Origin of the sequence: Streptomyces sp. NPDC017943 (assembly GCF_044328425.1) — a bacterium.
GTDB lineage: Bacteria > Actinomycetota > Actinomycetes > Streptomycetales > Streptomycetaceae > Streptomyces > Streptomyces djakartensis_A.
Window position 1 is genome coordinate 402,660 of record NZ_JBIRHH010000003.1, and the last position, 25,372, is coordinate 428,031.

23 protein-coding genes are annotated in these 25,372 nt (G+C 73.2%); 12 read left to right on the plus strand and 11 right to left on the minus strand.

What is annotated here, in order from left to right:
- Window position 1: 1 nt before the first annotated feature.
- The gene (locus ACH4C6_RS11195; protein ID WP_398108296.1) at window positions 2-2,332 is read right to left on the minus strand and encodes an FHA domain-containing protein; all 2,331 of its coding nucleotides are present in this window, start codon (window positions 2,330-2,332) and stop codon (window positions 2-4) included.
- Between the two features lie 57 nt (window positions 2,333-2,389).
- The gene (locus tag ACH4C6_RS11200) at window positions 2,390-2,800 is read right to left on the minus strand and encodes a hypothetical protein (protein ID WP_398108297.1); all 411 of its coding nucleotides are present in this window, start codon (window positions 2,798-2,800) and stop codon (window positions 2,390-2,392) included.
- Between the two features lie 362 nt (window positions 2,801-3,162).
- On the opposite strand from ACH4C6_RS11200, the gene ACH4C6_RS11205 reads away from it, so the two are divergent.
- Entirely contained in the window at window positions 3,163-3,447 is a 285-nt protein-coding gene (locus tag ACH4C6_RS11205; protein WP_398108298.1) for a DUF1905 domain-containing protein, read from the plus strand.
- Window positions 3,448-3,530: 83 nt separating this feature from the next.
- Here ACH4C6_RS11205 and mgrA read toward each other — a convergent pair whose 3' ends face one another.
- Entirely contained in the window at window positions 3,531-4,523 is a 993-nt protein-coding gene (gene mgrA / locus ACH4C6_RS11210; protein ID WP_398108299.1) for an L-glyceraldehyde 3-phosphate reductase, read from the minus strand.
- A gap of 117 nt (window positions 4,524-4,640) precedes the next feature.
- Between mgrA and ACH4C6_RS11215 the strand changes: the two genes are divergently transcribed.
- The gene (locus ACH4C6_RS11215; protein ID WP_398108300.1) at window positions 4,641-5,558 is read left to right on the plus strand and encodes a LysR substrate-binding domain-containing protein; all 918 of its coding nucleotides are present in this window, start codon (window positions 4,641-4,643) and stop codon (window positions 5,556-5,558) included.
- A gap of 344 nt (window positions 5,559-5,902) precedes the next feature.
- Window positions 5,903-6,418 carry a DUF664 domain-containing protein gene (locus ACH4C6_RS11220; protein ID WP_398108301.1) on the plus strand — a complete coding sequence of 172 codons (516 nt, stop codon included), beginning with the start codon at window positions 5,903-5,905 and terminating at the stop codon, window positions 6,416-6,418.
- On the opposite strand, the gene ACH4C6_RS11225 is transcribed toward ACH4C6_RS11220, so the two are convergent.
- Both ACH4C6_RS11225 and ACH4C6_RS11230 read right to left on the minus strand, forming a co-directional pair.
- On the minus strand, window positions 6,400-7,479 hold the full coding sequence (locus ACH4C6_RS11225; protein WP_398108302.1) for an adenosine deaminase: 1,080 nt from the start codon (window positions 7,477-7,479) through the stop codon (window positions 6,400-6,402). The genes ACH4C6_RS11220 and ACH4C6_RS11225 overlap by 19 nt on opposite strands.
- Window positions 7,480-7,527: 48 nt before the next feature.
- On the minus strand, window positions 7,528-7,920 hold the full coding sequence (locus ACH4C6_RS11230; protein ID WP_398108705.1) for a VOC family protein: 393 nt from the start codon (window positions 7,918-7,920) through the stop codon (window positions 7,528-7,530).
- 263 nt (window positions 7,921-8,183) lie between these two features.
- Here ACH4C6_RS11230 and ACH4C6_RS11235 point away from each other — a divergent pair, with 263 nt between their 5' ends.
- From ACH4C6_RS11235 to ACH4C6_RS11245, 3 genes are read left to right on the plus strand one after another with little or no spacing between them, the layout of a single operon-like run.
- Window positions 8,184-9,848, plus strand: coding sequence for a PP2C family protein-serine/threonine phosphatase (locus ACH4C6_RS11235; RefSeq protein WP_398108303.1), 1,665 nt, complete (start codon window positions 8,184-8,186; stop codon window positions 9,846-9,848).
- Between the two features lie 11 nt (window positions 9,849-9,859).
- Window positions 9,860-10,933: a B12-binding domain-containing protein gene (locus tag ACH4C6_RS11240; RefSeq protein ID WP_398108304.1), complete on the plus strand. Its 1,074-nt coding sequence runs from the start codon at window positions 9,860-9,862 to the stop codon at window positions 10,931-10,933.
- Entirely contained in the window at window positions 10,930-11,325 is a 396-nt protein-coding gene (locus ACH4C6_RS11245; RefSeq protein ID WP_398108305.1) for an STAS domain-containing protein, read from the plus strand. Before ACH4C6_RS11240 ends, ACH4C6_RS11245 begins: the two co-directional genes overlap by 4 nt.
- A 103-nt stretch (window positions 11,326-11,428) precedes the next feature.
- Here ACH4C6_RS11245 and ACH4C6_RS11250 read toward each other — a convergent pair whose 3' ends face one another.
- From ACH4C6_RS11250 to ACH4C6_RS11260, 3 genes are all read right to left on the minus strand, one after another.
- Window positions 11,429-12,799: a phospholipase gene (locus ACH4C6_RS11250; protein ID WP_398108306.1), complete on the minus strand. Its 1,371-nt coding sequence runs from the start codon at window positions 12,797-12,799 to the stop codon at window positions 11,429-11,431.
- 75 nt (window positions 12,800-12,874) lie between these two features.
- Window positions 12,875-13,765, minus strand: coding sequence for a glycoside hydrolase family 19 protein (locus ACH4C6_RS11255; RefSeq protein WP_398108307.1), 891 nt, complete (start codon window positions 13,763-13,765; stop codon window positions 12,875-12,877).
- A 167-nt stretch (window positions 13,766-13,932) separates the two neighbouring features.
- A complete protein-coding gene (locus ACH4C6_RS11260) occupies window positions 13,933-14,058 on the minus strand; it encodes a hypothetical protein (RefSeq protein ID WP_398108729.1) in 126 nt (41 codons plus the stop codon).
- Between the two features lie 56 nt (window positions 14,059-14,114).
- Here ACH4C6_RS11260 and ACH4C6_RS11265 point away from each other — a divergent pair, with 56 nt between their 5' ends.
- Window positions 14,115-15,164 carry an acyl-CoA dehydrogenase family protein gene (locus tag ACH4C6_RS11265; RefSeq protein WP_398108308.1) on the plus strand — a complete coding sequence of 350 codons (1,050 nt, stop codon included), beginning with the start codon at window positions 14,115-14,117 and terminating at the stop codon, window positions 15,162-15,164.
- Between the two features lie 108 nt (window positions 15,165-15,272).
- Here ACH4C6_RS11265 and ACH4C6_RS11270 read toward each other — a convergent pair whose 3' ends face one another.
- The gene (locus tag ACH4C6_RS11270; protein ID WP_398108309.1) at window positions 15,273-15,446 is read right to left on the minus strand and encodes a hypothetical protein; all 174 of its coding nucleotides are present in this window, start codon (window positions 15,444-15,446) and stop codon (window positions 15,273-15,275) included.
- 227 nt (window positions 15,447-15,673) lie between these two features.
- Here ACH4C6_RS11270 and ACH4C6_RS11275 point away from each other — a divergent pair, with 227 nt between their 5' ends.
- On the plus strand, window positions 15,674-16,114 hold the full coding sequence (locus ACH4C6_RS11275; RefSeq protein WP_398108310.1) for an SPW repeat protein: 441 nt from the start codon (window positions 15,674-15,676) through the stop codon (window positions 16,112-16,114).
- An 81-nt stretch (window positions 16,115-16,195) separates the two neighbouring features.
- Here ACH4C6_RS11275 and ACH4C6_RS11280 read toward each other — a convergent pair whose 3' ends face one another.
- Window positions 16,196-16,987 (minus strand): GNAT family N-acetyltransferase, encoded by a 792-nt coding sequence (locus ACH4C6_RS11280; protein WP_398108311.1) that lies wholly within the window; start codon window positions 16,985-16,987, stop codon window positions 16,196-16,198.
- Between the two features lie 158 nt (window positions 16,988-17,145).
- Here ACH4C6_RS11280 and ACH4C6_RS11285 point away from each other — a divergent pair, with 158 nt between their 5' ends.
- The 3 genes from ACH4C6_RS11285 to ACH4C6_RS11295 all read left to right on the plus strand — a co-directional run bounded on the left by ACH4C6_RS11285 (window position 17,146) and on the right by ACH4C6_RS11295 (window position 22,795).
- On the plus strand, window positions 17,146-17,631 hold the full coding sequence (locus tag ACH4C6_RS11285; RefSeq protein ID WP_398108312.1) for a nucleoside deaminase: 486 nt from the start codon (window positions 17,146-17,148) through the stop codon (window positions 17,629-17,631).
- 118 nt (window positions 17,632-17,749) lie between these two features.
- Complete coding sequence (locus ACH4C6_RS11290) at window positions 17,750-22,054, plus strand: aminotransferase class I/II-fold pyridoxal phosphate-dependent enzyme (protein ID WP_398108313.1); 4,305 nt, start codon at window positions 17,750-17,752, stop codon at window positions 22,052-22,054.
- A gap of 6 nt (window positions 22,055-22,060) precedes the next feature.
- Window positions 22,061-22,795 carry a class I SAM-dependent methyltransferase gene (locus ACH4C6_RS11295; protein ID WP_398108314.1) on the plus strand — a complete coding sequence of 245 codons (735 nt, stop codon included), beginning with the start codon at window positions 22,061-22,063 and terminating at the stop codon, window positions 22,793-22,795.
- A gap of 70 nt (window positions 22,796-22,865) precedes the next feature.
- Here the strand turns inward: ACH4C6_RS11295 and ACH4C6_RS11300 are convergent, their stop codons facing one another.
- A complete protein-coding gene (locus tag ACH4C6_RS11300; RefSeq protein WP_398108315.1) occupies window positions 22,866-23,528 on the minus strand; it encodes a chaplin in 663 nt (220 codons plus the stop codon).
- Between the two features lie 270 nt (window positions 23,529-23,798).
- Here ACH4C6_RS11300 and ACH4C6_RS11305 point away from each other — a divergent pair, with 270 nt between their 5' ends.
- Window positions 23,799-25,367 (plus strand): alpha/beta hydrolase, encoded by a 1,569-nt coding sequence (locus ACH4C6_RS11305; protein WP_398108316.1) that lies wholly within the window; start codon window positions 23,799-23,801, stop codon window positions 25,365-25,367.
- Window positions 25,368-25,372: the final 5 nt, after the last annotated feature.

Consider the following 25,372-nt stretch of genomic DNA (forward strand, 5'->3'; position numbering starts at 1 on the left):
CCTACTTCCGCATCACGGCGGGCTCGTGGCGGCGCAGCAGCCGGGACACCAGGAACCCGAAGACCACCGACAGCACGACGAGCATGGCCACGTCGAGCAGCCAGGTGCCGACCGCGTGCTCGAAGAGCGGGTCCTCGGTCAGCTCACCGGGCACGATCCGGGACAGCCCCACCGTGCCGGCCATCGCGGCCAGCGCCCAGCGCGCCGGCACCAGCCAGCCCAGTTGCTCGAGCCCCGGAGTGCCGGCCAGTTGCAGCAGGGCCCCGCAGAAGACGACCTGGACGATGGCGATGAGCACGAGCAGCGGCATCGTCACCTCTTCCTTGCGCACCAGCGCGGAGACCAGCAGACCGAGCATCATCGCCGTGAAGGCCAGCAGGGCGACGGCGACGGTGATCTCCACCAGGGGCGGCATCAGCACTCCCTCGCCGCCGGGCGCGTTGATGTCCACCCCGAGCAGGGCGACCAGGGTGAGCACCACCGCCTGGAGCACGGTGATGACGCCCAGGACGACGACCTTGGACATCAGGTACGCCGATCTGGACAGGCCCACCGCCCGTTCGCGCTGGTAGATCACCCGTTCCTTGACGAGTTCGCGCACAGCGTTCGCGGCCCCGGTGAGGACCGCCCCGACGCAGAGGATGAGCAGGGCGTTCATCGCCGTGTCGAGGGTCAGCTTGCCGCCGGCCAGGGCCCGTGCCATGGCGCCCATGACGAACGGCAGCGCGATCATGATGATCAGGAAGGTGCGGTCGGCCGCGAGCGCGGCCGCGTACCGGCGCACGAGGGTGCCGAGTTGGGCGCCGCGGCTGCGGGGGCGAGGTGGCGGGGCGATGACGACCGGGCCGGAGCGGTCCTGTCGCGGCTGCGCCGAGGCGTCGGTGACGTACCGGCCGTGCAGGGGCGACGCCAGGTACTCCCCCGCCCAGTCGCGTTCCCGGTCCCGCTCGAAGTGCTCGAACGCCTCCGGCCAATGCTCGAAGCCGAAGAACGGCAGGGCGTCCTCGGGCGGTCCGTAGTAGGCGATCTTCCCGCCGGGCGCGAGCACCAGGAGGCGGTCGCACACGTCGAGGCTGAGCACGCTGTGCGTGACGACGATGACGGTCCGGCCGTCGTCGGCAAGGCCGCGCAGCATGTGCATCACCGAGCGGTCCATGCCCGGGTCGAGGCCGGAGGTCGGCTCGTCGAGGAAGAGCAGCGAGGGCTTGGTCAGCAGTTCCAGGGCCACGCTGACGCGCTTGCGCTGGCCGCCGGAGAGGCTGTGCACGGGCTGGTCGGCGCGCTGCTCCAGACCGAGTTCGCGGATCACCTCGTCGACCCGGGCGCGCCGCTCGGCCTTGGCGGTGTCCTGCGGGAAGCGCAGCTCCGCGGCGTAGGACAGGGCCTTCCGTACCGTCAGTTGCGCGTGCAGGATGTCGTCCTGCGGGACGAGGCCGATGCGCTGGCGCAGTTCGGCGTAGTCGCGGTAGAGGTCGCGGCCGTCGTAGAGGACGGTGCCGTGGCCGGCGGGCCGCTGCCCGGTGAGGGCGTTGAGCAGGGTGGACTTGCCCGCGCCGCTCGGGCCGACGACGGCGAGCAGGCACTTCTCGCCCACGGGGAAGGAGACGTGGTCCAGCAGCGTCTTGCGGCCGCGGTCGACGGTGACGGCGAGGTCCTGCACGTCGAGGGAGACCTCGCCGGTGTCGACGTACTCCTGCAGTTCGTCGCCGACGAGGCAGAACGCCGAGTGGCCGATGCCGACGATGTCGCCCTGGCCGACCGGCGCCGTGGTGACGGGGCTGCCGTTGAGGTACGTGCCGTTGTGGCTGCCGAGGTCGGTGATCTCGTAGGTGCCGTCGGGCAGGGCGCGCAGCTCGGCGTGGCGGCGGGAGACCACGAGGTCGTCGATGACGAGGTCGTTGTCGCCGGCTCGGCCGATGCGGACGGTGCGGGACGGCAGGGGCCGCACCGTGGTGGGCGCCCGGTAGGTGCCGGTCATGGCCGGCATGGAGACCGCCGAGGGGCGTTCGGAGGCGGGTGCGGGGCGGCCGGTCAGCACGACGCTCGGTCCGTCGGCGGGGTTGCCGAAGCGGATGACGCTGCCGGGGCCGACGTCCCACGCGTGCACGCGGCGGCCTTCGGCGTAGGTGCCGTTGGTGCTGTCCTCGTCCTCGATGGTCCAGTGGCCGTCCTCGGGCCTGAGCACCGCGTGGTGCCAGGAGACCCGGTCGTCGTCGATGACGATGTCGCTGAGCGGATCGCGTCCCACGTGATAGTCGCGGCCCGGGATCATCACGGTGGAGCCCGTCTCCGTCCGCAGGACGAGTTCTGGTGCTACCGATGGCTGCGCCATGGTCAGATTCTACCGATGTGCCCGGGTATGCGCCTGGGCGGACGGGTGGCGGCGGGCTCAGGCCACGGGCACCCCCAGCAGGGGTGCGGCACGCTGCATCCGCAGGGCGTCGACGGACTCGGCGAGCAGTTCGTACTCGGTGGTGTCGTCACTGGTGGCGATGCGCACCAGCCGTCCGGCCGCCAACTCCTCGGCGACCCGCTCCTGCTGGGCGGGGTCGGCGCACCAGGCGCGCAGCAGCATGGGCACGTCGGGCACGGTGTCGGCGACCGGCACGAGCGCGCCCGGCGGTAAGTGCTCGGCCTCGGGCCGGGGGTCCAGGCGTTGCGCGATCCAGGAGGCGCGGTCGCGCAGCCACCACAGGGCGAGGGCGAGGGTGGGCGCCCGGTAGGTGCCCAGCGGCACACCGATGCGGCGGCCGTCGCACACCCCGTACGCGGTGACATGGCACAGGAACTCGTCGTGCACGTGACCCTCCCCCGTTGCCCGGCCCATCGGCCGTGCCTCGCGTGTCGTGCGGCTCGCGTGCGGTGCGTGAGGGCGCGGTCGCTCGATGTGAAAGCGCTCTCGCGTGTCAGTATGTTCACCGCTGAAACACTGTCACCATGACTTTTTGGCCACTCTCCTGGCATATTCACCGCCCGAGTTGGCCGAAATCCGGCAGGGCCCGCGCGGAGGGCAGGACCGCCGCGGTGATCCGGCCGCGGGACCCGGGCCCCGACCAGCGTGAAGGCCCTCCCGCGTGCCGGGGTGCGATGAGTTCCCCGGGCCCCCGCGGTCTGCACCCCCGAGAGCGCGAGACGAGAAGGCCGACCGCACCGGAGGATCCGATGGCCACCACCGCAGCCCTGGACGCCGAGTTCACCGCTGTCCTGCGCAAGAGCCCCGCCGAGGGCGGCTGGACGTACCTGGTCTGGCCCCGGTCCGTCGAGTACTTCGGCACCCGGGGCCTGGTCAAGGTCCGCGGCACGATCGACGGGCACCCGTTCCGCAGTTCCTTCATGGCGCTGGGCGACGGCACCCACAAGCTGCCCGTGCGGGCCGAGATCCGCCGGGCCCTCGGCAAGCAGGAGGGCGACACGGTGACCGTGCGCCTGGAGGAGCGCCTCGGCTGACGCCCGCGCGCCCGGACCGGCGCCCGCGCGGGTACGCGTGCGGCCCGGGGGCGGGAGACCGCCTCCGGGCCGCACGGTGGCCGCTACTGCTTGACGATCGCGTCGATCCGGGCCAGCTCGTCGGCGTCGAACTCCAGGCCGGCGATGGCGCCGACGCTGTCCTGGAGCTGCTCCGGGCTGCTCGCCCCGACCAGCGCCGAGGTGACCCGGCCACCCCGCAGCACCCAGGCCAGCGCCATCTGGGCCAGGGTCTGGCCCCGGGACTCGGCGGTGGCGTTCAGCTCGCGCAGCCGTCCGACCAGGTCCTCGGTGAGCGCGTCGGAATTCAGGAACGGGCTGTCGCTCGCCGCCCGGGAGCCCTCCGGGATGCCGTTCAGGTAGCGGCCGGTGAGCAGGCCCTGGTCCAGCGGGGAGTAGGCGATGGACCCGGCCTGCAGTTCGTCGAGGGCGTCCAGCAGCCCCTCGTCCTCGGGGCGGCGGTCGAGCATGGAGTAGCGCGGCTGGTGGATCAGCAGCGGCGTGCCCAGCTCGCCCAGGATGCGGGCGGCCTCGCGGGTCTGCTCGGCGGAGTAGTTGGAGACGCCCACGTAGAGCGCCTTGCCCTGCTGCACGGCCGAGTGCAGCGCGCCCATCGTCTCCTCGAGCGGGGTGTCGGGGTCGGGGCGGTGCGAATAGAAGATGTCGACGTGGTCCAGACCCATCCGCCGCAGGCTCTGGTCCAGCGAGGACAGCACGTACTTGCGCGAACCCCACTCGCCGTACGGGCCGGGCCACATCAGGTAGCCGGCCTTGGTGGAGATCACCAGCTCGTCGCGGTAGCGCGCGAAGTCCGACTTGAGGAAGGCGCCGAGCGCGGACTCGGCGGCACCGGGCGGCGGACCGTAGTTGTTGGCGAGGTCGAAGTGGGTGATGCCGAGGTCGAAGGCGCGGCGCAGGATGGCGCGCTGGGTCTCGGCGGGGCGGTCCGGGCCGAAGTTGTGCCACAGGCCGAGCGAGAGCGCGGGGAGCTTCAGACCGCTGCGTCCGGTGCGCCGGTAGGGCATGTCCGCGTAGCGGTCGGGGTGTGCGGTGTACAACGCGACTCCAGAGGGGTTGGCTCGGTCGGGGTGAAACCGGTGTCCACTCTGGCGTGACCTGCGCCCATGCGTCCAACAGAAGAATCCGATGGGATTCAGCGGTTACGCTTCTCAGTCATGGAACTGCGCCACTTGCAGCACTTCGTCGCGGTCGCCGAGGACCAGCACTTCACCCGGGCGGCGGAGCGCCTCCTGGTCTCCCAGTCGGGGCTGTCGGCGTCCATCCGCGCCCTGGAGCGGGAGCTGCAGACACCGCTGTTCGTGCGCACGACCCGCCGGGTGACGCTGACCCCGGCCGGGCGGGCGCTGCTCGGCGAGGCGGAGCGGATCCTGGCGCAGGTGCGCTCGGCGCACGAGGCGGTCGCGGCGGTGCAGGGCGTGCTGCGCGGGATGCTCGCCCTGGGCACGGAGCAGTGCGTCGCCGGGGTGAACGTGGCGGGCCTCCTGGCCGGCTTCCGGCGGCGTCACCCCGACGTGGAGATCTGCCTGCGGCAGGCCGGCTCGGGCGCGCTCGCGGAGGAGGTCGCGGCCGGGCGGCTGGACCTGGCGTTCGCCGTGCGCACCGCCCGGGAGGAGACCGACCAGTTGAGGGCGGTGCCGCTGTCGAGCGAGCCGATGACCGTGCTGTGCCATCCGAGCCACCGGCTCGCGGCGGCCGGGGAGCCGGTGGGCCCGGAGGATCTCGGCGGAGAGGTCTTCGTCGACTTCCACCCGGACTGGGGCCCCCGCCGCACCACGGACGCGGCCTTCGCCGCGGCGGGCGTGCGGCGCAGCGTCGCCCTGGAGGTCAACGACGTGCACAGCCTGCTGGACCTCGTGGACGAGGACCTGGGCATCGCCGTCGTGCCGCGCCACTTCCGGCACAAGCGCGCCTCGCTGACCGCCCTGCCCGTGCGGGGCTTCGGGGACGCCGGCTACGAGACGGTCGCCCTCCTGCCGCCCGCCCAGGCGACCAGCCCGGCCGCCCGGGCCCTGATGGCCCTGCTCGAGCCGGAGGGCCCGGCACCCTCCCAGGAGGGCGTCCAGCCCTCCTGACCGGCGTGCCGTGCGGGGGCGGACTCGTGCCCCCCTTCAAGAGGCGACGACGGCCAGGAGCCGGGCGGACGCCGAGCCCCACCCGACGGCCGCACCGCCGGGCGGTCGCGTCATGCCGTCCGGGCGATGTTGCGCGCGGGCGGTGGACGACGGCGGATACGTGCCCCCCCCCCGTCCATGACCCCGATCCGCGGTGCGGCGGACCTGCGAGTCCTGGCGGTCCGGGACGTCACCGGGGGACCCGTGGCGCGCATCCGCCCGCCCGCCCGGGCGGGTGGCCGCCGGCGTTCCGGGGAAGCCGGATTCCCGGCGCGGGTTTTCCGGCGATGGGCGAAGGTGGACGTATGCATGCCAAGGACATCCTCATCGAGGGCTACAGCCGCATCCGGGAAGAGGTCCACGCCACGCTCGAGGGCCTCGGGCCCGAGGAGCTGGCCGCCCGGCCCGCCCCGGGCACCAACTCCGTCGCCTGGCTGGTCTGGCACCTCACCCGCGTCCAGGACGACCACGTCGCCGACGCCTTCGGCCTGGAGCAGGTGTGGCTGTCCCAGAAGTGGGACAAGCGCTTCGGGCTGCGCCTGCCCCGCCACGACACGGGCTACGGCCACAGCCCCGAGCAGGTCGCCGAGGTGACCGTCGACTCGGCGGAACTGCTCACCGGCTACCACGACGCCGTGCACGAGCAGAGCCTCGACGCTCTGCGCGGCCTGACCGCCAAGGACCTGGAGCGCGTCGTCGACGAGCGCTGGGACCCGCCGGTCACCCTGGGCGTCCGGCTGGTCAGCGTCCTGTCCGACGACCTCCAGCACATCGGACAGGCCGCCTACCTGCGCGGACTGCTTCAGAGCGCGGCATCGTAGCCGGGCAGCACGACGTCGCGGAGCAGGGCGGTGCGCTCGTCGAACGGCAGGAAGGCGCTCTTGACGGCGTTGACGGTGACCGTCCGCAGGTCCTCGACGGTCCAGCCCGCCTCCTCCACCAGCAGGGACATCTCGCGGGTCATGGTCGTGCCCGACACCAGGCGGTTGTCGGTGTTGAGGGTGACGCGGAAGCCGAGGTCCTTCAGCGCGGTGATCGGGTGCTCCGCGATCGACGTGGCGGCACCGGTCTGCAAATTGGAGGTGGGGCACATCTCCAGGGCGATGCGCCGGTCGCGCACCCAGCCCGCGAGGCGGCCGAGCTTGCCGGACGCGAGGTCGGGGATGTCGTCGGTGATGCGCACGCCGTGGCCGATGCGCTGGGCGCCGCACACCTGGAGGGCCTGGTGGATGCTGGGCAGGCCGTGCGCCTCGCCGGCGTGGATGGTGAAGGGGACGCTCTCGCGGCGCAGGTGCTCGAAGGCCGCAAGGTGGTCGGCGGGCGGGAAGCCGTCCTCGGCGCCGGCGATGTCGAAGCCGACCACGCCCGCGTCGCGGAACGCCACGGCCAGGTCGGCGGCCTCGCGCACCCGGTCGAACATCCGCATGCCGCACAGCAGGGTGCCGACCCGTACGGGCGTGCCCGCGGCGGCGGCCTTGGCCATGCCCGCGGCCAGGCCCTCCTGGACGGTCTCCACGACCTCGGCCATGGTCAGCCCGCCCCGGGTGTTCAGCTCGGGCGCGTAGCGCACCTCGCCGTAGACCACGCCGTCGGCGGCGAGGTCCAGGACGTACTCCTCGGCGGTGCGCAGCAGGCCCTCGCGGGTCTGCATCACGGCGAGCGTGTGCTCGAAGGTGGCTATGTAGCGCACGAGGTCGCCGGAGTTGGCGGCCTCGTAGTACCAGGCGGCGAGCTCGTCCGGGTCGGTGGTGGGCAGCGTGTGGCCGACGGCGTCCGCGAGCTCCACGACGGTGGCGGGGCGCAGACCGCCGTCGAGGTGGTCGTGCAGCACGGCCTTGGGGAGACGGCGGATCACATCGGCGTCTACGCGCGTAGCAGTCATAGCGGGGTCTTTCCTTGATCGGGCGGTACGAGCGGGGAGCGGAGCGGGTCAGGCGGCGGGCTGGAGCAGGTCCCAGCGGTTGCCGTACAGGTCCTGGAAGACGGCGACCGTGCCGTACGGCTCGTGCCGGGGCTCCTCCAGGAAGGTCACACCGGCGGCGGTCATCCGGGCGTGGTCGCGGGCGAAGTCGTCGGTGTGCAGGAAGAAGCCGACCCGCCCTCCGGTCTGGTCCCCGACCCGGGCGGCCTGGGCCTGCCCCTTGGGCCGGGCCAGCAGCAGCCCGGTACCCGTCGCCGCTCCGCCGGGTTCGACGACGACCCATCGCGACCCGTCGGGCCGTGGCTCGTCCTCGGCGAGCCGGAAGCCGAGGGCGTCGGTGTAGAAGCGGATCGCCTCGTCGTAGTCGTCGACGACGAGGGTGACCAGGGCGATACGGCGCATCGGGACCTCTCGGAGCACGGGGTTGACCGGAGAGGTTATACGTAAAACCCTCTGGGTGACAACCATTGCCGCGCGGGCGCGCGGGGCGGGACGTCGCACCGTCCCCACCACGGTCGCGCACTCTGCGCAATGTGAGGGAGATCCGGTGCATATATGGCCCACTTCTGGGTGGGTTGCACTGTCGCCCCGGATGCGGGACGGTTGCGGTTGCATGTTTTCCAGACAGGAAGGTGGTGGGGTGCGCGTCATGCGTGCCTCCGCTTGTGACCGCTTCCCCCAGTTCCTCCGCCCGCTCACGCAGCGCCGACACCAGGGTCGGCAGCGCGTGGGGTGACGCCCCCTATCCCGTGCTGGTCGTCGACCGGCACGGCACCGTCGTGCAGCTGAACCAGGCCGCGCGGCTCCTCCTGCCGGACGCGGCGAGCGGTGACGACCTGCACGAGGCGGCGCCTTCCTGGCTCTTCGAGGCGCACCGGCGCCTGACCCTCGAACCGTCCGTCCCCGGCGCCGCCGCCCCCCTGAGCGGCCCGGTCAACGACCGGATCGTCCAGGCCCACCCGACCGCCGCGGTCGACGGGGACGTGGTGTGGTGGCTGGTCGACGACACCGACCGCCGGCTGGCCGAGCAGGCCGCGCACAACGCGCAGGCCCGCTCGGAGATCCTCTCCGAGGTCTCCTCGACCCTGCTGTCGACGCTGAACGTGCCGCGCTGCATGGAGGTGGCCGCGTCGATGGCCGCGGAACATCTCGCGGAGGCGGCCGTGCTCGTCGCCCCCGCACAGGGCCGCCGTCATCCGCTGACGTACGCGCCGCAGGGCGGGCCCGTGGTGCAGGTGACGCGGCAGATCGACACGCACAGCGTGCCGGGCCTGCCCGAGGCGCTGCAGGGGTTCCCGCCGGTGCCCGCGCGCTGGATCGACCCGTCGCTCCTCCCCGACTGGGTGATTCCCGACGCCTTCACCGGCCCGGTCGGCTCGGTGATAGTCACTCCCCTGCCCGGGCACGGGGTGCCCGCCGGGGCCCTGATCCTGCTGCGCTCCAGCACCGAGCAGGCGTTCACGGAGGGCGAGGAGGTCTTCGCCCGGCTGTTCGCCGCCCGGGCCGGTGCCGCCCTGTCGGCGGCGCGGCTCTACACCGAGCAGGCCACCCTCACCGCGACCCTGATGCACGAGCTGCTGCCGCCCACGCTCCAGCGGGTGCACGGCGTGCAGTACGCCGGCAGCTACCGGGCCGCCAAGGACCACGAGCGGGTCGGCGGGGACTTCTACGACGTCCACCCCGGTGCCGACCCCTCGCAGGAGACCCTGGTCGTGCTGGGTGACGTGGCGGGCAAGGGTCTGGACGCGGCGGTGCTGACCGGCAAGATCCGCAACACCCTGCACGCCCTGCTCCCGCTGGCCGGCGACCACCAGCGGGTGCTGGACCTGCTCAACGGGGCGCTGCTCAGCTCCCGGCACACCCGCTTCGCGACCATGGTGCTCGCCTCGGTGCGCCGCCGGGCGGGCCGGGCGCAGCTCCGGCTGACCAGCGCCGGCCATCTGCCCCCGCTCGTCGTGCGCACCGACGGCCGCGTGGAGGAGATCGCCTCCCGGGGCACGCTGATCGGCGCCCTGCCGACGGTCGCCGCGCACACGGTCGAGACGGTGCTGGAGCAGGGGGACGCCTGTCTGCTGTACACCGACGGCATCACCGAGGCGCGCGGCGGTCCGCTCGGCGACGAGCTGTTCGGCGAGGCCCGGCTGAAGCGCGTCCTGGGCGAGTGCGCCGGGCTGCCGGCCGAGGCCCTGGTGGAGCGCGTGCAGATGCTGGCCGCCGACTGGGTCGGTGGCGGACGCCACGACGACATGGCCGTCGTCGCGATCGGCGTCCCCAGGACCGGTGGGCTGTCGATCGTCAACGGCCGCCGGGGCGACGGGAAGGCCGGGTGAACGCTCCCGCGATGTCCGTGACACTGCAGAAACGGTTGTGGAGGGCCGTGGCCGAGGGCGACGAGTACGGCGCCGTCGACGTGCTGTCCGGTGCCCTGGCCGACGGTCTGGACGAGGAGACCCTGCTGCTGGACGTGATCGCGCCGGTGCAGGAGAAGGTCGGGGCCGAGTGGGCCGCCGACCGCATCACCGTCGCCCAGGAGCACGCCGCCACCGCCATCAACGAACGCGCGATGGCCGCGCTGGCCCACCGCGGCCAGGACGCGGTCGGACGCCCGCCGCACCGGGGCCGGGTGACCGTCGCCTGCATCGACGGGGAGTGGCACGCCTTCCCGGCCCGCCTCGTCTCCGAGACGCTGCGTCTGCGCGGCTGGCAGGTCGACTACCTCGGGGCGCAGACGCCGACCCCGCACCTGATCGCGCATCTGCACGGGACCAACCCGGACGCGGTGCTGCTGTCCAGTTCGATCCCCACGCACCTGCCGACCGCGCACGGCGCGATCACCGCGTGCCAGGCCGTCGGCGCGCCCGTCATGGCCGGCGGTCTCGCCTTCGGCCCCAAGGGGCGCTGGGCGCGGGCACTGGGCGCGGACGAGTGGGCGGCCGACGCGCGCGGCGCCGCCGCCGCCCTGGAGGCCGGACTCTCCCGGCCCCGGCCGGCGGCGCTCCGCCAGGCCGTCGACGACCTCCCGCACCTGGCCGACCAGGAGTACACGCTGGTCGTCCAGAACCGGGCCCGGCTGGTCCGGGGCACGCTGTCGGATCTGGAGGAGCGCTTCCCGGCGATGCGGTCCTACACGGACGAGCAGCGCGAGCGCACCGCCGAGGACGTCGCCCACATCGTGCAGTTCCTGGCGACGGCCCTGTACATGGACGACGCCGACCTCTTCACGGCGTTCCTGAGCTGGACCGCCGGCATCCTCGAAGCCCGGAACGTGCCCGCCCGGTCGCTGCTCGCCGGTCTGGACATCCTCGCCGGGCAGTTGCACGACTTCCCCCGGGCCCTCGCCCTGATCCGCGACGGCACCGGCGTGCTCGCCGACCGCCCCGCCCGTCCTGTCCCCGGCTCCGAGACTCCCGCATGACGAATCTGCCATCCGTTCCGTTCACCGTGGTCCCCGACCGCGTCGCCGACACGCTCACCGTGCGCGTGAGCGGCGAACTCGACTACGACACCAGCGGCGATCTCCTGGACGCCGTCGTCCCCCTGCTGTCCGCGGAGGCGGGACTGCGCGAGGTCCGCCTGGACTTCGGCGGCCTGACGTGGATCGACTCCTCCGGGTTGTCCGCCCTGCTCATGGTGCACCGGCACACCAGCGAGGCCCGGGCGGTCCTGCACCTCGACCACCGGCCCGACTTCCTGGAGCGCATGCTCCACCTCACCAACGTCCTGGACTTCCTGACGGAGCCCGTGGCCCCGGCGGGTGCGCTCGAGGACGGCCGGAGCGACGAGGTGACGGAGGCCGGGGCCACCTGACCGGCGGGCGCGGAGGTCCGCGGCCGACCGCGGCGGCCCGGCGCCCCGGCACGCGCACCGCGCCTCGGACGGGGCCCCGACGAGGGGCCCCGTCCGGCGTCCTCTACGGGTACGTGTAGGTGTTGAGGGTGTCGACGGCCGCGGCCGGGTTGCCGCGGTCGTAGTGGTCCACCGCGAGGAAGTTGGGCTTCTTGCGGGCCGCCGGGCGGCAGAAGCGCTGAGCGCGGTCGGTGAGTTTGGCGTTGTCCGTCGCCGCGGTGCCGGTGAGCGGCACGTCGCGGAAGTGGTTCATGACGAACAGCGGACGGAACGCCGCTTCGGTGCGGGTCAGCGGGATGTTGGTGTCGGCGCCGTACCAGCGGCTGTAGCAGGACCAGTCGGAGGAGCCGACGCCCGGCCCCATGGACCAGTAGTTCTCGACGGTCCATTCCTGCTGGTACATCACCCCGAAGCTGTCCCGGAACAGGCCGCCGGCCTGGTCGGCGGAGCGTGTGCGGTCGCTGAAGATGAGCAACCGGTCGTTGGCGGCGGCCAGTTGGGCCATCGTGTGCCACCCGTTCTGCCGGACGCCGGTGAGGTCGGGCCGGTACAGCACGTCGGACAGGCCGCGGACGCGGGCGAGTTCGGCGCGCAGGACGCCCGGGTCGACGCGGTCCTCCAGGAAGACGGTCACGAACTGGTCGGGATGCGCCTGGAGGAAGTCGACCATGCGCTGGAGGTCGACCCACAGGGCGACCGGCCGGCTGACGAGGGTGCAGCTGTTGTGGCAGAGGATGGCGCCGTCGCGGGTCTGGTGGATGTCCAGCATGAAGCCGCGGACCCCGTCGGCCAGTTGGCGTTCGATGCCCCGGGTCTGGTTGGGCACGAGGTTGACGAAGGGCGGGGCGAAGCCGCCGTCGACTCCGTTGGCGTAGGCGTTGTGCGCGGTGAGGAACGTGACCTGGTCCAGGGTGCGCCGGTCCTGCGGCGGCATGGGAGAGGTGGCGGGGTCGACGGGGGTCAGGTACCAGTCGGCGAGTTCGCCCGCTCCGCCGAGGGCGAGCCGGGCGGGGTGGGCGGAACCGGCGGGCTTGGGGGCGACGGTGAGGTGGCGTGCGGTGCCGGGCGCCCTGAGGGTGTACCGGTCGGCGCCTGCGGGGGTGACGTCCCAGGCCGCGTCGCCGCTCGTGCAGGCGACGGTGGCGGCGAGGTCGCCGCTGCGGCCGAGACAGCCGCCCGCCGCGTCGGTGTTCTCGAGCAGGTAGGAGGATCCGTCCGGCTTCAGCCGCCACTGCTGGCGGTCCTCGTTGCCCCGGGGTCTGTGCTGCTCGACGGCCCCGTTGCTGTCCGCCGCGTTGAGGCCGGTCGTGGCGCTCTGGACGTAGTAGGTGCCCGGCGCGGGGACGGTGGCGGCGGCAGCGGGCTGCGGGGCCGCGACCGCGGTCGCGAGCGCCGCGGTCGTGGCCAGCAGGAGGTGGGGGGTGCGTGGGCGCATGCGGGGATGCCCTTCGTCCGAGGGACTGGTCAGGAGCATGACACCCCGCATGACACCACGTCCGTGGGCCCGCCGTCAGCAGTAGAGGTTGCCTCCGGGGGTGGTCCCGAGGATCTGCGTGAAGCGCTGGTAGTTGTTCACGCGGCTCTGGACCTGCGCCGGGTTCTTGCCGTCGCACTCCAGGGAGCCGTTGATGCTGCGGATCGTCTGGCCGAAACCGGCGCCGTTCACCATGGCGTTGTGCGGGGTCATGCTGCCGGGTCCGGTCTGGGTGTTCCAGTACCACAGGGCCGTCTTCCAGGCGACGGCCGAGTCGTTCTGCACCAGCCAGGGGTTGTTGAGGAGGTCGATGCCGAGCGCGTCGCCCGCCGCCTTGTAGTTGAAGTTCCAGCTGAGCTGGATCGGGCCGCGCCCGTAGTAGGCGGCCTGCCCGGCCGGACAGCCGTAGGGCTGCCCCCAGTCGCAGTAGTGCGGGTAGTTGGCGGTGTTCTGCTCCACCACGTGCACCAGACCGCCGGTCTCGTGGCTGACGTTGGCGAGGAAGGCCGCGGCCTCCTGCTTCTTCACCGTGTCGCTGCCGGTGTTGGCGAAACCGGGGTAGGCGCTCAGGGCCGCGGTCAGGCCGCTGTAGCTGTAGAACGAGTTCCGGTTCGGGAACATCTGGTTGAACTGCGCCTCCGTCACGACGAATCGCGCGTTGGGCGTGCCGGTCCCGCCGTCGCAGGCGTACGGCTCCCAGTACCAGGTGCTGATGACCGGGTCGTAACCCGGGTTGGCGTGCTCGGCGACGTAGGCCTTGCCGTCGGTGTAGCGGACGATGTCACCGGCGTTGTACGCCTTGCCCGCCACCCAGTTGGGGTAGCTGGAGCAGGAGGCGGCTGCGGCGTTCGTGGCCGGGAGCAGCACCGGGGCGGTGCCGGCGAGGGCGAGGGCGGCCAGGACGGCGGAGACACGGCGTCTCGACACGGGATCAACTCCTTTGCGGGGCACGGCCGCACCCCGGTGGGGCAGGACGCAGCGTCGCCCGCACCGCACGCACCGGCGGACCGGACACGGCGTGGGGGCGGCCGTGGTGGGGGGCTGTGGAGCACACTCAACCGTGTTGGTCTGTACCAGTCAAGGGTCTGGACCAGTCAGGTATAGACCAGTTGGTGTGTCCGCTGGCCGGAGGGGGGAGCTCCGTCGAGGTCGAGCGCGTCCACGAGGGCGAGGGCGGCGCCCGGTCCGTCCGTCTCGGCCACGGCCCGGTTCAGCGCCACGTCCGGCACGGCCCCGGAGCGACACTCCGCGCCGCGCGGGCAGCACAATCTCCCGCATGACCACCACACCGCACCCCCTCGTCACCACCGCCCAGCGGCTCGCCCGGGACCTTCTGGTCCCGCAGGCCGAGCGGGTCGACCAGGAGGGTGTGCCCCCGGGCCACATCGAGGCGGTCAGGCGGTCGGGGCTGCTGGGGGTGGCCGCACCGGCGGAGTACGGCGGGGCGGGGGCGCCCGCCGCCGTGGCGCGCCGGACGGCCGAGGTCCTGGCCGGGGCGTGCTGCTCCACCTGGTTCGTGCAGACCCAGCACCACACGCCCGTGAAGATGCTCACCGGCCACGACGGCCCGGTCCGGGAGAGGCTGCTGCGTCCGCTGGCCACCGGCGAGCTGATGGCCGGCATCGCCTACGCGCACGTGCGCGCCTTCCCGCGGGTGCCGGTGCGGGCCGCCCCTGAGCGGGGCGGCTGGCGCTTCGACGGCAGGGTCCCCTGGTACACGGGGTGGGGGCTGAACGATGTGATGCTGCTGGCCGGGGTGACGGACTCGGCGGAGCTGGTGTTCGCCTTCGCCGACGCCCGGGAGCAGCCGGGTCTGGTCGCGTCCGCGCCGATGCGGCTCGCGGCCCTGACGGCCGCCCGTACGGTGTCCCTGGACCTGGACGGCCTGTGGGTGCCGCAGGAGTCCGTGGTCCGGCGGGTGCCGCAGGCGGAGTTCGCCGAGGAGGACCTGGCGCGGGCCGCGAACGCGGGCCCCGCCGTGTTCGGCGTGGCGGACGCGGCGCTGGAGCTGGTGGCGCGGGGCGCGGACGGCGAGGAACCGGCCCGGGCGCTGCGCGTCCGGCTCGACGAGGTCCGGCGGCAGGCGTACGCCCTGGCCGACGAGCCCGCCACCCGCGAGTGCGTCGCCCGGCGGCTGGCCGTGCGGACGCGGGCCTACGACGTGATGCGCGCGGCCACGGCCGCGGCCGTCGTGGCCGGCGGCGGGCGGGCCATGGCCCTGGACAACCGCGCGCAGCGCCTGGCCCGCGAGGGGATGTTCCTGCTGATCCAGGGACAGACGCCCGACGCACGCCGGACCCACCTGGGATCCCTGGCCACCGGCTAGAGACAGCCCGGCCTCCGGCCGGCGTGGGGCGCGGGGCTACGGCCGCGGGGGGCGCAGGGCGATGGTTGTCGCTCCGCGCCCCCCGCAGCGGGCCCGTGTCGGTCCCCGTCAGTCCTCGTCCGCGACGACCACGAGGAAGGCGTCCGACTCCAGGTCCATCACGACCGTGGCGGCCTCGCCCTCGGCGCGGCGGCGCGCCGCGTACTCCTCCGCCGGCCACGAACCACGGGGGGATCCCGCCGGGAACCGTTCCAACACCTTCGCACTGATGGCCGCAGTCACGTCCGCTGCCCTCCCCAGTCCCGCGCCGCCCACCGGGGCCGCGTCGTTCGGTCGCTGTCGTACACATCCGGTTGCCCCCGATCCGCCCGCACATGTACGGGCGTTCGAGCTTCACATCACCCGCCGCATCTACACATAAAGGAAAAATAAGAGCAGAATGACGCTTACATGGCGCTTCCCGCACTCCCCTCCAGACGCGGGCGCCCTGCACATGAAGGAGACGAGTCATGGCCAACGTCTCGCCCACCCGAGGTGACATCACCAGCCACCCCGACGCCTCCGAGATGCGGGACCGGTACGCCCGGGTCCTCGGCGGCCGCGATGTGGCGCTCGTCGACGGACCGGTGTTCCTGCTCGGTCTGTACTGCGCCGCGTCGCCGTGGATCGTCCACTACACGGCGAGCCAGCCGTCCGTCGCGGCCCACAACCTGATCATGGGGATCGCCATCGGACTGCTGGCGCTCGGCTTCACCCGTGCTCCCGAGCGCATGTACGGCCTGAGCTGGGCCATGTGCGCCCTCGGGGTGTGGATGATCGTCTCGCCCTGGATCGTCGGCAGCAGCCCGGACGCCGGTGTCGTGTGGAACAACATCATCATCGGTGCCTTGGCCGTGGTCCTGGGCCTGGTGTGCGCCGGTACGGCGGCGAAGGCCGCGCCGAGGCCGTAGCCCCCTGACGGCTGTGGCCCTCTGACGGCTGTAGCCCTCTGACGGACGACCGCGGGTGCGGCCGGGTGCCCCCGGGAGCGGTCAGCCGCGCCCCGTGTACCGGTACGGCGTCGTCGTGGTCAGCGGGACGAAGCCCAGGCGTTCCAGGATCGGCCGGCTCCCCTCGGAGGCGTCCACCTGCAGGTGGCGGTAACCGCGGGCGGCTGCGGCACGGGCGCGATGGGCCACCAGGGCCCGGTACACGCCCCGGCCGCGCCAGCCCTCGACCGTCCCACCGCCCCACAGCCCGGCGAAGTTCGTGCCGGGCACGAACTCCAGGCGGGCGGCGCTCACCGCTTCGTCACCGGCCATCGCCACGACGGCGACGACACTGCCGGGGTCCGCCGTGAGGCGGGCGAGCACCTGCCGGCGCAGCCAGGAGCCGTCCGAACCGAACGCCTTCTCGTGGACCTCCGCCATGAGGCCGACGCCCGCGGCGTCGGTGACCGGCACGATGCGCACGCCCTCGGGCGGCTCGGCGGCGCGGGCGGGACCGTCGCTCGCGCCGACCATCAACGTCTCCGCCGGGCCGGGCTCGAATCCGGCCGCGCGCAGCCGCTCCCCCAGGTCGGCGGGGCCGTCGTGCCCGTACAGCTTCCACTCGAAGTCGGCGCGCGGGCCGCCGAAGCGGTCGATCTGCGCGGCGATCGCCGCGTCCGCCGCGGCCGCGTCGAGGGCGGACCACACGACCCCGTTCCAGCTGTGCGCACCGCCGATATGGCGGACGACGTCCCCGGCCCGCTCGACGCGGGCGCCGGGGCCGTCCGGCCGCGCCCCGAGCCGTACGTCGCGGTCGAACTCGGCGAGCAGCGCCGCCCGGTGTCGGTGATCCATGGCCGAACTCCAGCACCGGCCGGCCGCCCCCGCAACGCCTTTTCCCGCGCGGCGGCCGCCCCGGCGCCGTGCGGGCTCCGCCGCGCCGTCGTTCCCCCGGCGGGGCCCACGCCGTAGGGTCCTGGCTGATCACACCCGCATGCGAGAGGGCCGCACCCATGGTCGTGAAGGACTCGGAACTGCCGTATCTGCGCCGCTGCGTGGAGCTCGCCGCCGAGGCGCTGGAGGCCGGGGACGAGCCCTTCGGCTCGGTGCTGGCCGGCGCGGACGGCACCGTGCTGGCGCAGGACCGCAACCGCGTGGCGGAGGGCGACCGCACCCGCCACCCCGAGTTCGCGCTGGCGCGCTGGTCGGCGCGGCACATGACCCCCGGGGAGCGGGCCGCGGCCACCGTCTACACGTCCGGTGAGCACTGCCCGATGTGTGCGGCCGCGCACGCCTGGGTCGGCCTGGGCCGGATCGTCTACGTCGCCTCGTCCGAACAACTTGCTTCCTGGCTCGCGGAGTTGGGCGTCCCCGCGCCACCGGTGCGGACACTCCCCGTTCACGATGTCGCACCCGGCGTAGTCGTCGACGGCCCGGTGCCGGAACTGGCGGGCGAGGTGCGGGAGTTGCACGTGCGGCTGCATCGCGGGCGCGGCTGAGCCGAGGGCCGGTCCGTCGGGCGGTGGCCGCCCGAGATGCAGGGCCACCGGGGCGAACCTACGATCGGATTCAACGAGATCAGGTGTACGCCTCGGTCTCCCCGACGGGGGGAGGCGCATGTCCTCGCTGCCGGCACACCGGCTGATGGCCGCCTACATCGGCCTGGTCACAGCCGCGACCATCCTCTACATGACCCTGCCGGTGGCGGCTCCGGCGCTGTGGGCCGTCATCGGGCTCGCGGGCGTCGCCGCCGTGGCGACCGGCACCCGCCTGCACCGCCCGGCCCACCCGTGGCCCTGGTGGGTGCTGGCCGGCGGACTGCTGACGTTCATCGCGGGCGACACCTACTACAACGTGATGGAGGAGTACTTCGACGCCTCCAACCCGTTCCCCTCCCCCTCCGACGCCCTCTACCTCCTCACCTACCTGCTCTTCGCGATCGGCCTGTCGGGGCTGGTGCGCCACCGGTGGGCCGACCGCGACCTGCCGAGCCTGCTGGACGCGCTGATCATCACCGCCGGTCTGGCGCTGCCCGTGTGGGTGTACCTGGTGCAGCCCCTGACCGTCGCGGAAGGGATGACCTGGCAGCAGCGCGCCATCAGCATCGCCTACCCCCTCGGTGACGTGCTGGTGCTGGCCCTGCTGGCCCGCCTGCTGGCCCCGAGCCCGGTGAGCGGCCCCAACCGGGCCGTGCAACTGCTGGTCGTCGGCACGGGCACGCTCCTGGTCTTCGACATCGCCTACGGCATCCTGCAACTGAAGGACGTCTGGGAGACCGGCACCCTGCTGGACCTGGGCTGGATCGCCTTCTACACCGCCTGGGGCCTGGCCGCGCTGCACCCCTCCATGGTCGAACTGACCGCTTCGATGCCGCAGCGCGAGTCCCTGCTGCCGCCACCGCGCCGGCTGGTCATGCTCGCCGTGGCGACCCTCATCCCACCGGGGATCCTGCTGCACGAGGGGCTGTCCCACGAGACACAGGACGCCGCCGTGATCGCGGCGTTCTCCGGTCTGCTCTTCCTGCTGGTGATCCTCCGCCTGGCGGGGATGGTGGTGGCCCACCGCAGATCCGTGAGCCGCGAACTCGCGCTGCGTTCGGCCGCCGCGTCCCTGGTCTCCGCGTTCCGGCCGGAGGAGGTCGACCGGACGTGCCGCACGACCGTCGACCGGCTGATGGGCGCGGACGTGGCGCACCGGACGATGCTGCTGCCCACCGAGCGGGCCGGGGACCTGGGCGCCCGCGGCGCCCGGCTGGTGAGCCCGGCCGCGCTCGACCCGCGGATCGCCGCCGGACTGGGCGGCCTGCCCTCGGTGCTGGTGTGCCCCATGATCCAGCCGGACCGGCCCGGCGCGACCGTCCCCGGCGTCCTGCTGGTGTCCGCGCCGGAACGGCAGCTGAACGAGACGTGGGGCTCGCTGGAGATCCTCGCCTCGCACGCCGGCCTGGCCCTGGAGCGCGTCACCCTGCGCCAGGAGGTGGTGCGCCGGGAGAACGAGGCGTACTTCCGCACCCTCGTGCGCAACGCCTCCGACGTCATCCTGATCGTCGAGGACGACGACACCATCCGGTACGCCAGCCCGTCGGCGCGCTCGGTGTTCGGCACCGAGGAACTGGTCGGGGTGTCGCTGCCGGGTCTCGTGGACCCGGCCGACCGGCGGCGGGCCCGGCGGGAGCTGGCAGCGCTGCGGGAGCACGGTTCGCGGGCGGGGCACGACCACTGGTGGGTGCGCCGCGGGGACGAGCGCGTCGAGGTGGAGGCCCGCTTCAGCGACTTCCGCGCCGAGCGGACCGTGTCCGGCCTGGTGGTGACCCTGCGGGACGTCACCGAGCAGCGGCGGCTGGAGCAGGAGCTGACGCAGCGGGCGTTCCACGACTCGCTGACCGGCCTGCCCAACCGGACCCTGCTGCTGGAGCGGATCGAGCGCGCCCTGCTGCGCGGCCGCCGCGAGGCGTCCCTGACCTGTCTGCTCTTCATCGACCTGGACGACTTCAAGCTGGTCAACGACACGATGGGGCACCGGGCGGGCGACCAGCTACTGATCTCGGTGGGCAACCGGCTGTCCCGGACGCTGCGGCGCACCGACACCGCGGCGCGGCTGGGCGGGGACGAGTTCGCGGTGCTCATGGAGGACGCCAAGCAGCCGCTGGACGCGGAACTGCTGGCGGCCCAGGTCATCCAGACGCTCGGCCGGCCGTTCGACCTGGCCGACGAGTCGGTGACGGTGTCGGCCAGCGTGGGCGTGGCCACCGCGCGGGACAGCACGGACGCGGAGGAGCTGCTGGGGCACGCCGATCTCGCGCTGTACGCGGCCAAGGCGGCGGGCAAGCGGCAGTGGCGCCGCTTCCGGCCGCTGCTGCGCAGCCGCATGGTCGAGCGGCACGACCTGCAGACGCAGCTGGCCAAGGCCGTGGCGGACAAGGCCTTCCACCTGCGCTACCAGCCGGTCGTGGACATCACCGCGGGCGAGGTCGTCGGATTCGAGGCACTGGTGCGCTGGCCCTACGCGCAGCGGCCCCAGATCGGCCCGGAGCAGTTCATCGGCCTCGCCGAGGAGACCGGTCACATCGCGCCGCTCGGCTCCTGGGTGCTGGAGAACGCCGTCAACGACATCATCGGCCTGCAGAAGCTGCCCGGGCCCGCCCGCCCGCCGTACGTGAGCGTGAACGTCTCCGCCCGCCAGTTCCGCGACGCGGGCTTCATCGAACAGGTCGGCCAGGCACTGAGCACGCCGGGGCTGGAACCGGGGTCGCTGCAACTGGAGCTGACGGAGACGGTGCTGCTGCAACGCGACGACCGGTTGCAGACGGTGCTGAACACCCTGAAGGAACTCGGGGTGCACATCGCCGTCGACGACTTCGGCACCGGCTTCTCCTCCCTGCGCTACCTGCGCGACTTCCCCATCGACGTGCTGAAGATCGACAAGTCGTTCATCGACGACATCGCCCGCGACGCCCAGCAGGTCGCCCTGGTCGAGGGGATCGTGCGGATCGCCGACACGCTGGGGCTCCAGGTCATCGCGGAGGGCATCGAGGACACCTCGCAGCGGGACCTGCTGGCGAGCATGGGGTGCCGCTTCGGGCAGGGCTTCCTGTTCGCCCGGCCCATGACGGTGCAGCAGAGCGCGCACGTGCTGCGCGAGCCGAGCGCCCGTCCCTTCGCACCGCCCCGGCCCCGGCGGCCGCGGATGGACGCGGCCCGCGGGCGCAGGGAGGCGCGCTGGGCGGATCTGGAGCACCTGCGGCGCACCAGCCCGATGAGCGACGCGGTCCTCGACGAGGTGCGCGGCCGGCACATCCGCAGCGGCGACCACTGGCTGATCGACTTCGCCTCCTGCAACTACCTGGGCTTCGACTGGGACCCGGAGGTCATGGGGTCCGTGGAGCCGGCGGTGCGCCGGTGGGGCACGCACCCCAGCTGGTCGCGGCTGCTGGGCAGTCCGCGCCTGTACCCGGACATCGAGGAGCGGCTCGCCGCGCTGCTGGGCGCGCCGGACACCCTGCTGCTGCCGACGCTGACCCTGGTGCACTCGTCGGTGATCCCGGCGCTGGCCGAGGACGGGCACATCTTCGTGGAGGCCACGGCGCACCGGACCGTCTACGACGGCTGCGTGGTGGCCCGGGCGCAGGGCGCCACCCTGCACCGCTTCCACGCCGAACGGCTGGACGAACTGCGCACCTCCCTGGCCGCGGTCCCGCCGGGCACGCCCCGCCTGGTGTGCCTGGACGGCGTCAACAGCATGAGCGGCAACATCCCCGACCTGCCCGCGCTGGCCGCGGTGTGCCGCGCCGAGGGGGCGACGCTGTACGTCGACGACGCCCACGGCTTCGGCGTGATCGGCGAACGGGGCCCGGGCGAGCCGTGTCCGTACGGCATGCGCGGCAACTGCGTGGTGCGGCACACCGGGGAGTCGTACGACGGGATCGTGCTGGTCGGCGGGTTCTCCAAGGCGTACTCGTCCCTGCTGGCGTTCCTCGCGCTGCCGTCGGAACTGAAGAACCGGCTCAAGACCGCGGCGGCGCCCTATCTGTACTCGGGGCCCTCCCCCACCGCGTCCCTGGCGACGGCCCTGTCGGGCCTGGACGTCAACGAGCGCCGCGGGGACGCCATCCGGGCCGACCTGTACCGCAAGACGGTGCGGGTGCTGGACCACCTCGACGGCATGGGGGTGAGCACCCTGAACGCGGACCGGCTGCCGATCGTGGAGGTGCCGCTGGCCAATCCGGCGGACCTGGACGCGGTCGCGGCGTTCCTGTGGGAGGAGGGGGTCTATGTGACGCTGGCGGCCTATCCGCTGGTGCCGCGCGACCGGGTGGGTTTCCGCGTCCAGCTCACGGCGCTCAACTCCGACGAGGACATCGATCATCTGAACGGGACCCTGACCCGGCTGTCCGAGCGTTTCCCGCTGCGGATGAAGGGCTGAACGGCCATGACGACGCACAACGACGACGTGGACTGGGACCGCTGGCCGGTCGCCGACTACCTGGCGGAGAACTACCGCGAGGTGCATCCGTCGGACGCGGCCGTCATCGCCCACCACAGCGCCTTCTACCGGCGTTTCGCGCCCGGGACGATCGGGCGTTCGGTGGAGTTCGGGGCGGGGCCCAACCTGTACCCGCTGATGCTGGCGTCGGCGGCGTGCCGGCGGATCGACGCGGTGGAGGCCGGGGCGAGCAACGTCGGCTACCTGACCAACCAGATATGCCACCGCCCGGACGCCAGCTGGCTGCCCTTCCACGCGCTGTGCCGGGAGCTCAATCCGGACGTCCCGGCGACCCTGGCGGGGGCGCTCGCCCCGGTGAACGTCGTCCACGCCGACGTCCGCACCCTGCGGCCGGGGACGTACGAGCTGGCCTCGATGCACTTCGTCGCCGAGGGCGCGACGGAGGACTTCGGCGAGTTCGCCGACTTCTGCCGCCTGTTCGTGCGGACCGTCCTGCCGGGCGGTCACCTCGTGGCCGCGTTCATGGAGAACATGCCGACGTACCGCATCGGCCCGGCCTCACGCTGGCCGGGCTGCCCGGTGAACCCGGACACCGTCACGGAGGTCTTCGCCCCGCTCACCCGCGACCTGGACGTGACCCGCATCGACGTGGACCCGACGCTGCCGGACTACGGCGACTCCGGGATGGTGCTGCTGACGGGGGTGGCGGACGCGGTGTGAGCGGGGACGCGGCCCGGCCCGGCGGAGGATCCGTGCCCGTCCGGCGCGGCCCGGTGGCGTGCGCCGGGGCTCAGCGCTCCGAGCCGGGGCGGAAGCGCCGGCGCAGCAGGACTCCGCCGGCGAGCAGCGCCGCACTCGCCGCGACGGTCTGGAGGGCGTGGTCCGTGCCCGTGTGGGCCAGGGCGGCCCGGGTGTGGGGGGCGGCGTGCGGGACCGGGGCGGGCGCGGGGAGCGTCCGGGGCCGGGTGGGCGGCTCGGGTTCCGGCTCGGGCTTCGGCGGGCGGGGGCGGTCGGGCCGCGCGGGCGGGCGGTCCGGAGTGTTCACGGACGTGTTCCCGGTGGCGGGGTTGCCGACGCCCACCACGTTCACCGAGTTGCCCGTGACGTTGACCGGCAGGTCGACGGGCAGGTGCACGCCGTTGCCGGAGATCACGCCCGGGGAGTCCTTGGCGGTGCTCCCGGCGACGGCGCCCTTCGGGCCGTGGTGTCCCTCGTCCACATTGGCGCAGGCGTTGCCCGCGGCCGGGTTGAGCAGCCCCACCACGTTCACGGTGTTGCCGCACGCGTTCACCGGGACGCGCACCGGGAGCTGGACGGTGTTGCCGGAGACCAGTCCGGGCGATCCGGCGGCGGCGCCGTCCGCCCCGGCGCCTGCGTACGCCGGTGCGGTCATGGCCATCGCGCCCGAGGCGGCGGCGACGGCGATCATGCCGTTTCGGGTGACCCGTTTCATGGGGTGCCTGCCTTCCAGACATCGTCGTGGCGGGCATTCACCCGCACCGGGTAGAACGCCCGCCGCCCGGTCCGAGTTATGGCTGATCGGTCTTTCACCCCATCGAGCGTCCTGCTTGTCGAACTAGCGGTAAAGCCCTTCGTATGCCGCTCGCCGGGCGCAGCCCCGGGCGGCCACGCGTGCGGAGGCGAGGGTTCCGGGGTGCGCTTATCGTGGGCGAGGGCGCCGTTTCCCGGTCCGCTGCGAAGCCCTGCGTCCCTGGAGGCATCCATGCTGCCCAAGCTGTCCACGCGCCCTCCGATACGGCGCTGCGCGGTCACGGCGGCGGCCGGTCTCGCCCTGCTGGGCATCGCACTGCCGGCCGTCGACGCGCCGTCGCCCGGCCTGGCCCGCTTCTACGATCAGAAGGTCGCCTGGTCGAGGTGCGCGGGCGTGGAGATGCCGAAGGATCTGCAGTGCGGCAAGGTCACCGTTCCGCTCGACTACGCGCACCCCGGCAAGGGCACCCTCGACCTCGCCGTCGCCCGCTACCGTGCCACGGGCGATTCCCGCGGCTCGGTGCTGCTGAACTTCGGCGGCCCGGGCGGTCAGGGCGTGGCCCAACTGGCCATGGGCGGCAAGGACTTCATGGGCCTGACGGACGGCTACGACGTGGTCTCCTTCGACCCCCGCGGGGTCGGCCGCTCCTCACCGGTCAGCTGCGGGAACGCCCCCGACGCCCTGGCGGCGGCGGACGAGGCCGCCGACGGGGGCGACGCCCGCGTCGTGCTCGAGGAACTGCGCTCCGCCGCGGCCGCGTGCGCCGAGCACTCCGGCCCGGTCCTGCCCCACATCGGCACGGTGAACGCGGCCCGCGACCTCGACGTCATGCGCGCCGCCCTCGGCGACGGCAAGCTGAACTACCTCGGCTTCTCCTACGGCAGCCGGCTCGGGGCCGTGTACGCGGCGGAGTTCCCCGGCAAGGTCGGCAGGATCGTGCTGGACGGCGTCGACACCCTGACCGAGCCGCTGGCCGAGCAGGGCGTGGTGAGCGCACAGGGGCAGCAGACCGCTCTGGAGAACTTCCTCACCTGGTGCACCGAGGACATCGCCTGCCCCTTCGGCCGCAACCCCAGGGAGGCCCGGGAACGGGTCGTGCAGGTGGTGAAGGCGCTGGACAGGGACCCGGTGCCGACGGACTTCGGCGAGGCGTTCTCCGGGCAGGACTTCGCCGGCGCCCTCGGGCAGGGCCTCTACAGCCGTGCGCTGTGGCCCTCGCTGCAACGGGCCCTGTCGCAGTTGCTGGAGGAGGGGGACACGCGGGGCCTGGAGGCCTTCCTGTCCGGAGGGTTCGCCACCACTCCGGGGCGGGCTCCGCACGCCGGACTGACCGACCCGCAGGACGTCCCCATGGACAACCTGCCGGCGGCGCTGATGGCGGTCAACTGCGCGGACGACCCCGACCGCCCGGCCGCCGCGCAGGTCACGCGTGATCTCGACCGGCTGCGCGCCCGCTACGAGGAGGCCTCGCCCGTCTTCGGCCGGTACCGGTTGACCCAGGTGCTGATGTGCTACGGCCGCCCCAAGGGCACCGACTACATCCGCGAGAAGGTGAAGGACGTCGACGGGCCGCGGATGCTGCTGGTCGGCACCCGGGGCGATCCGGCCACGCCGTATCGGTGGACGGTGGAGACGGCGAAGCGCCTCGGCTCCTCGGCCGTGGTGCTGGACAACCGGGGCGAGGGACACACCGGCTACGGCTCCTCCACGTGCGTGCAGCGCAAGGTCGACGCCTTCCTGCTCTACGGCACCCTGCCGCCGGACGGCAGCTCCTGCGGTTCCGACCACGACGCGGAGTGAGGGCG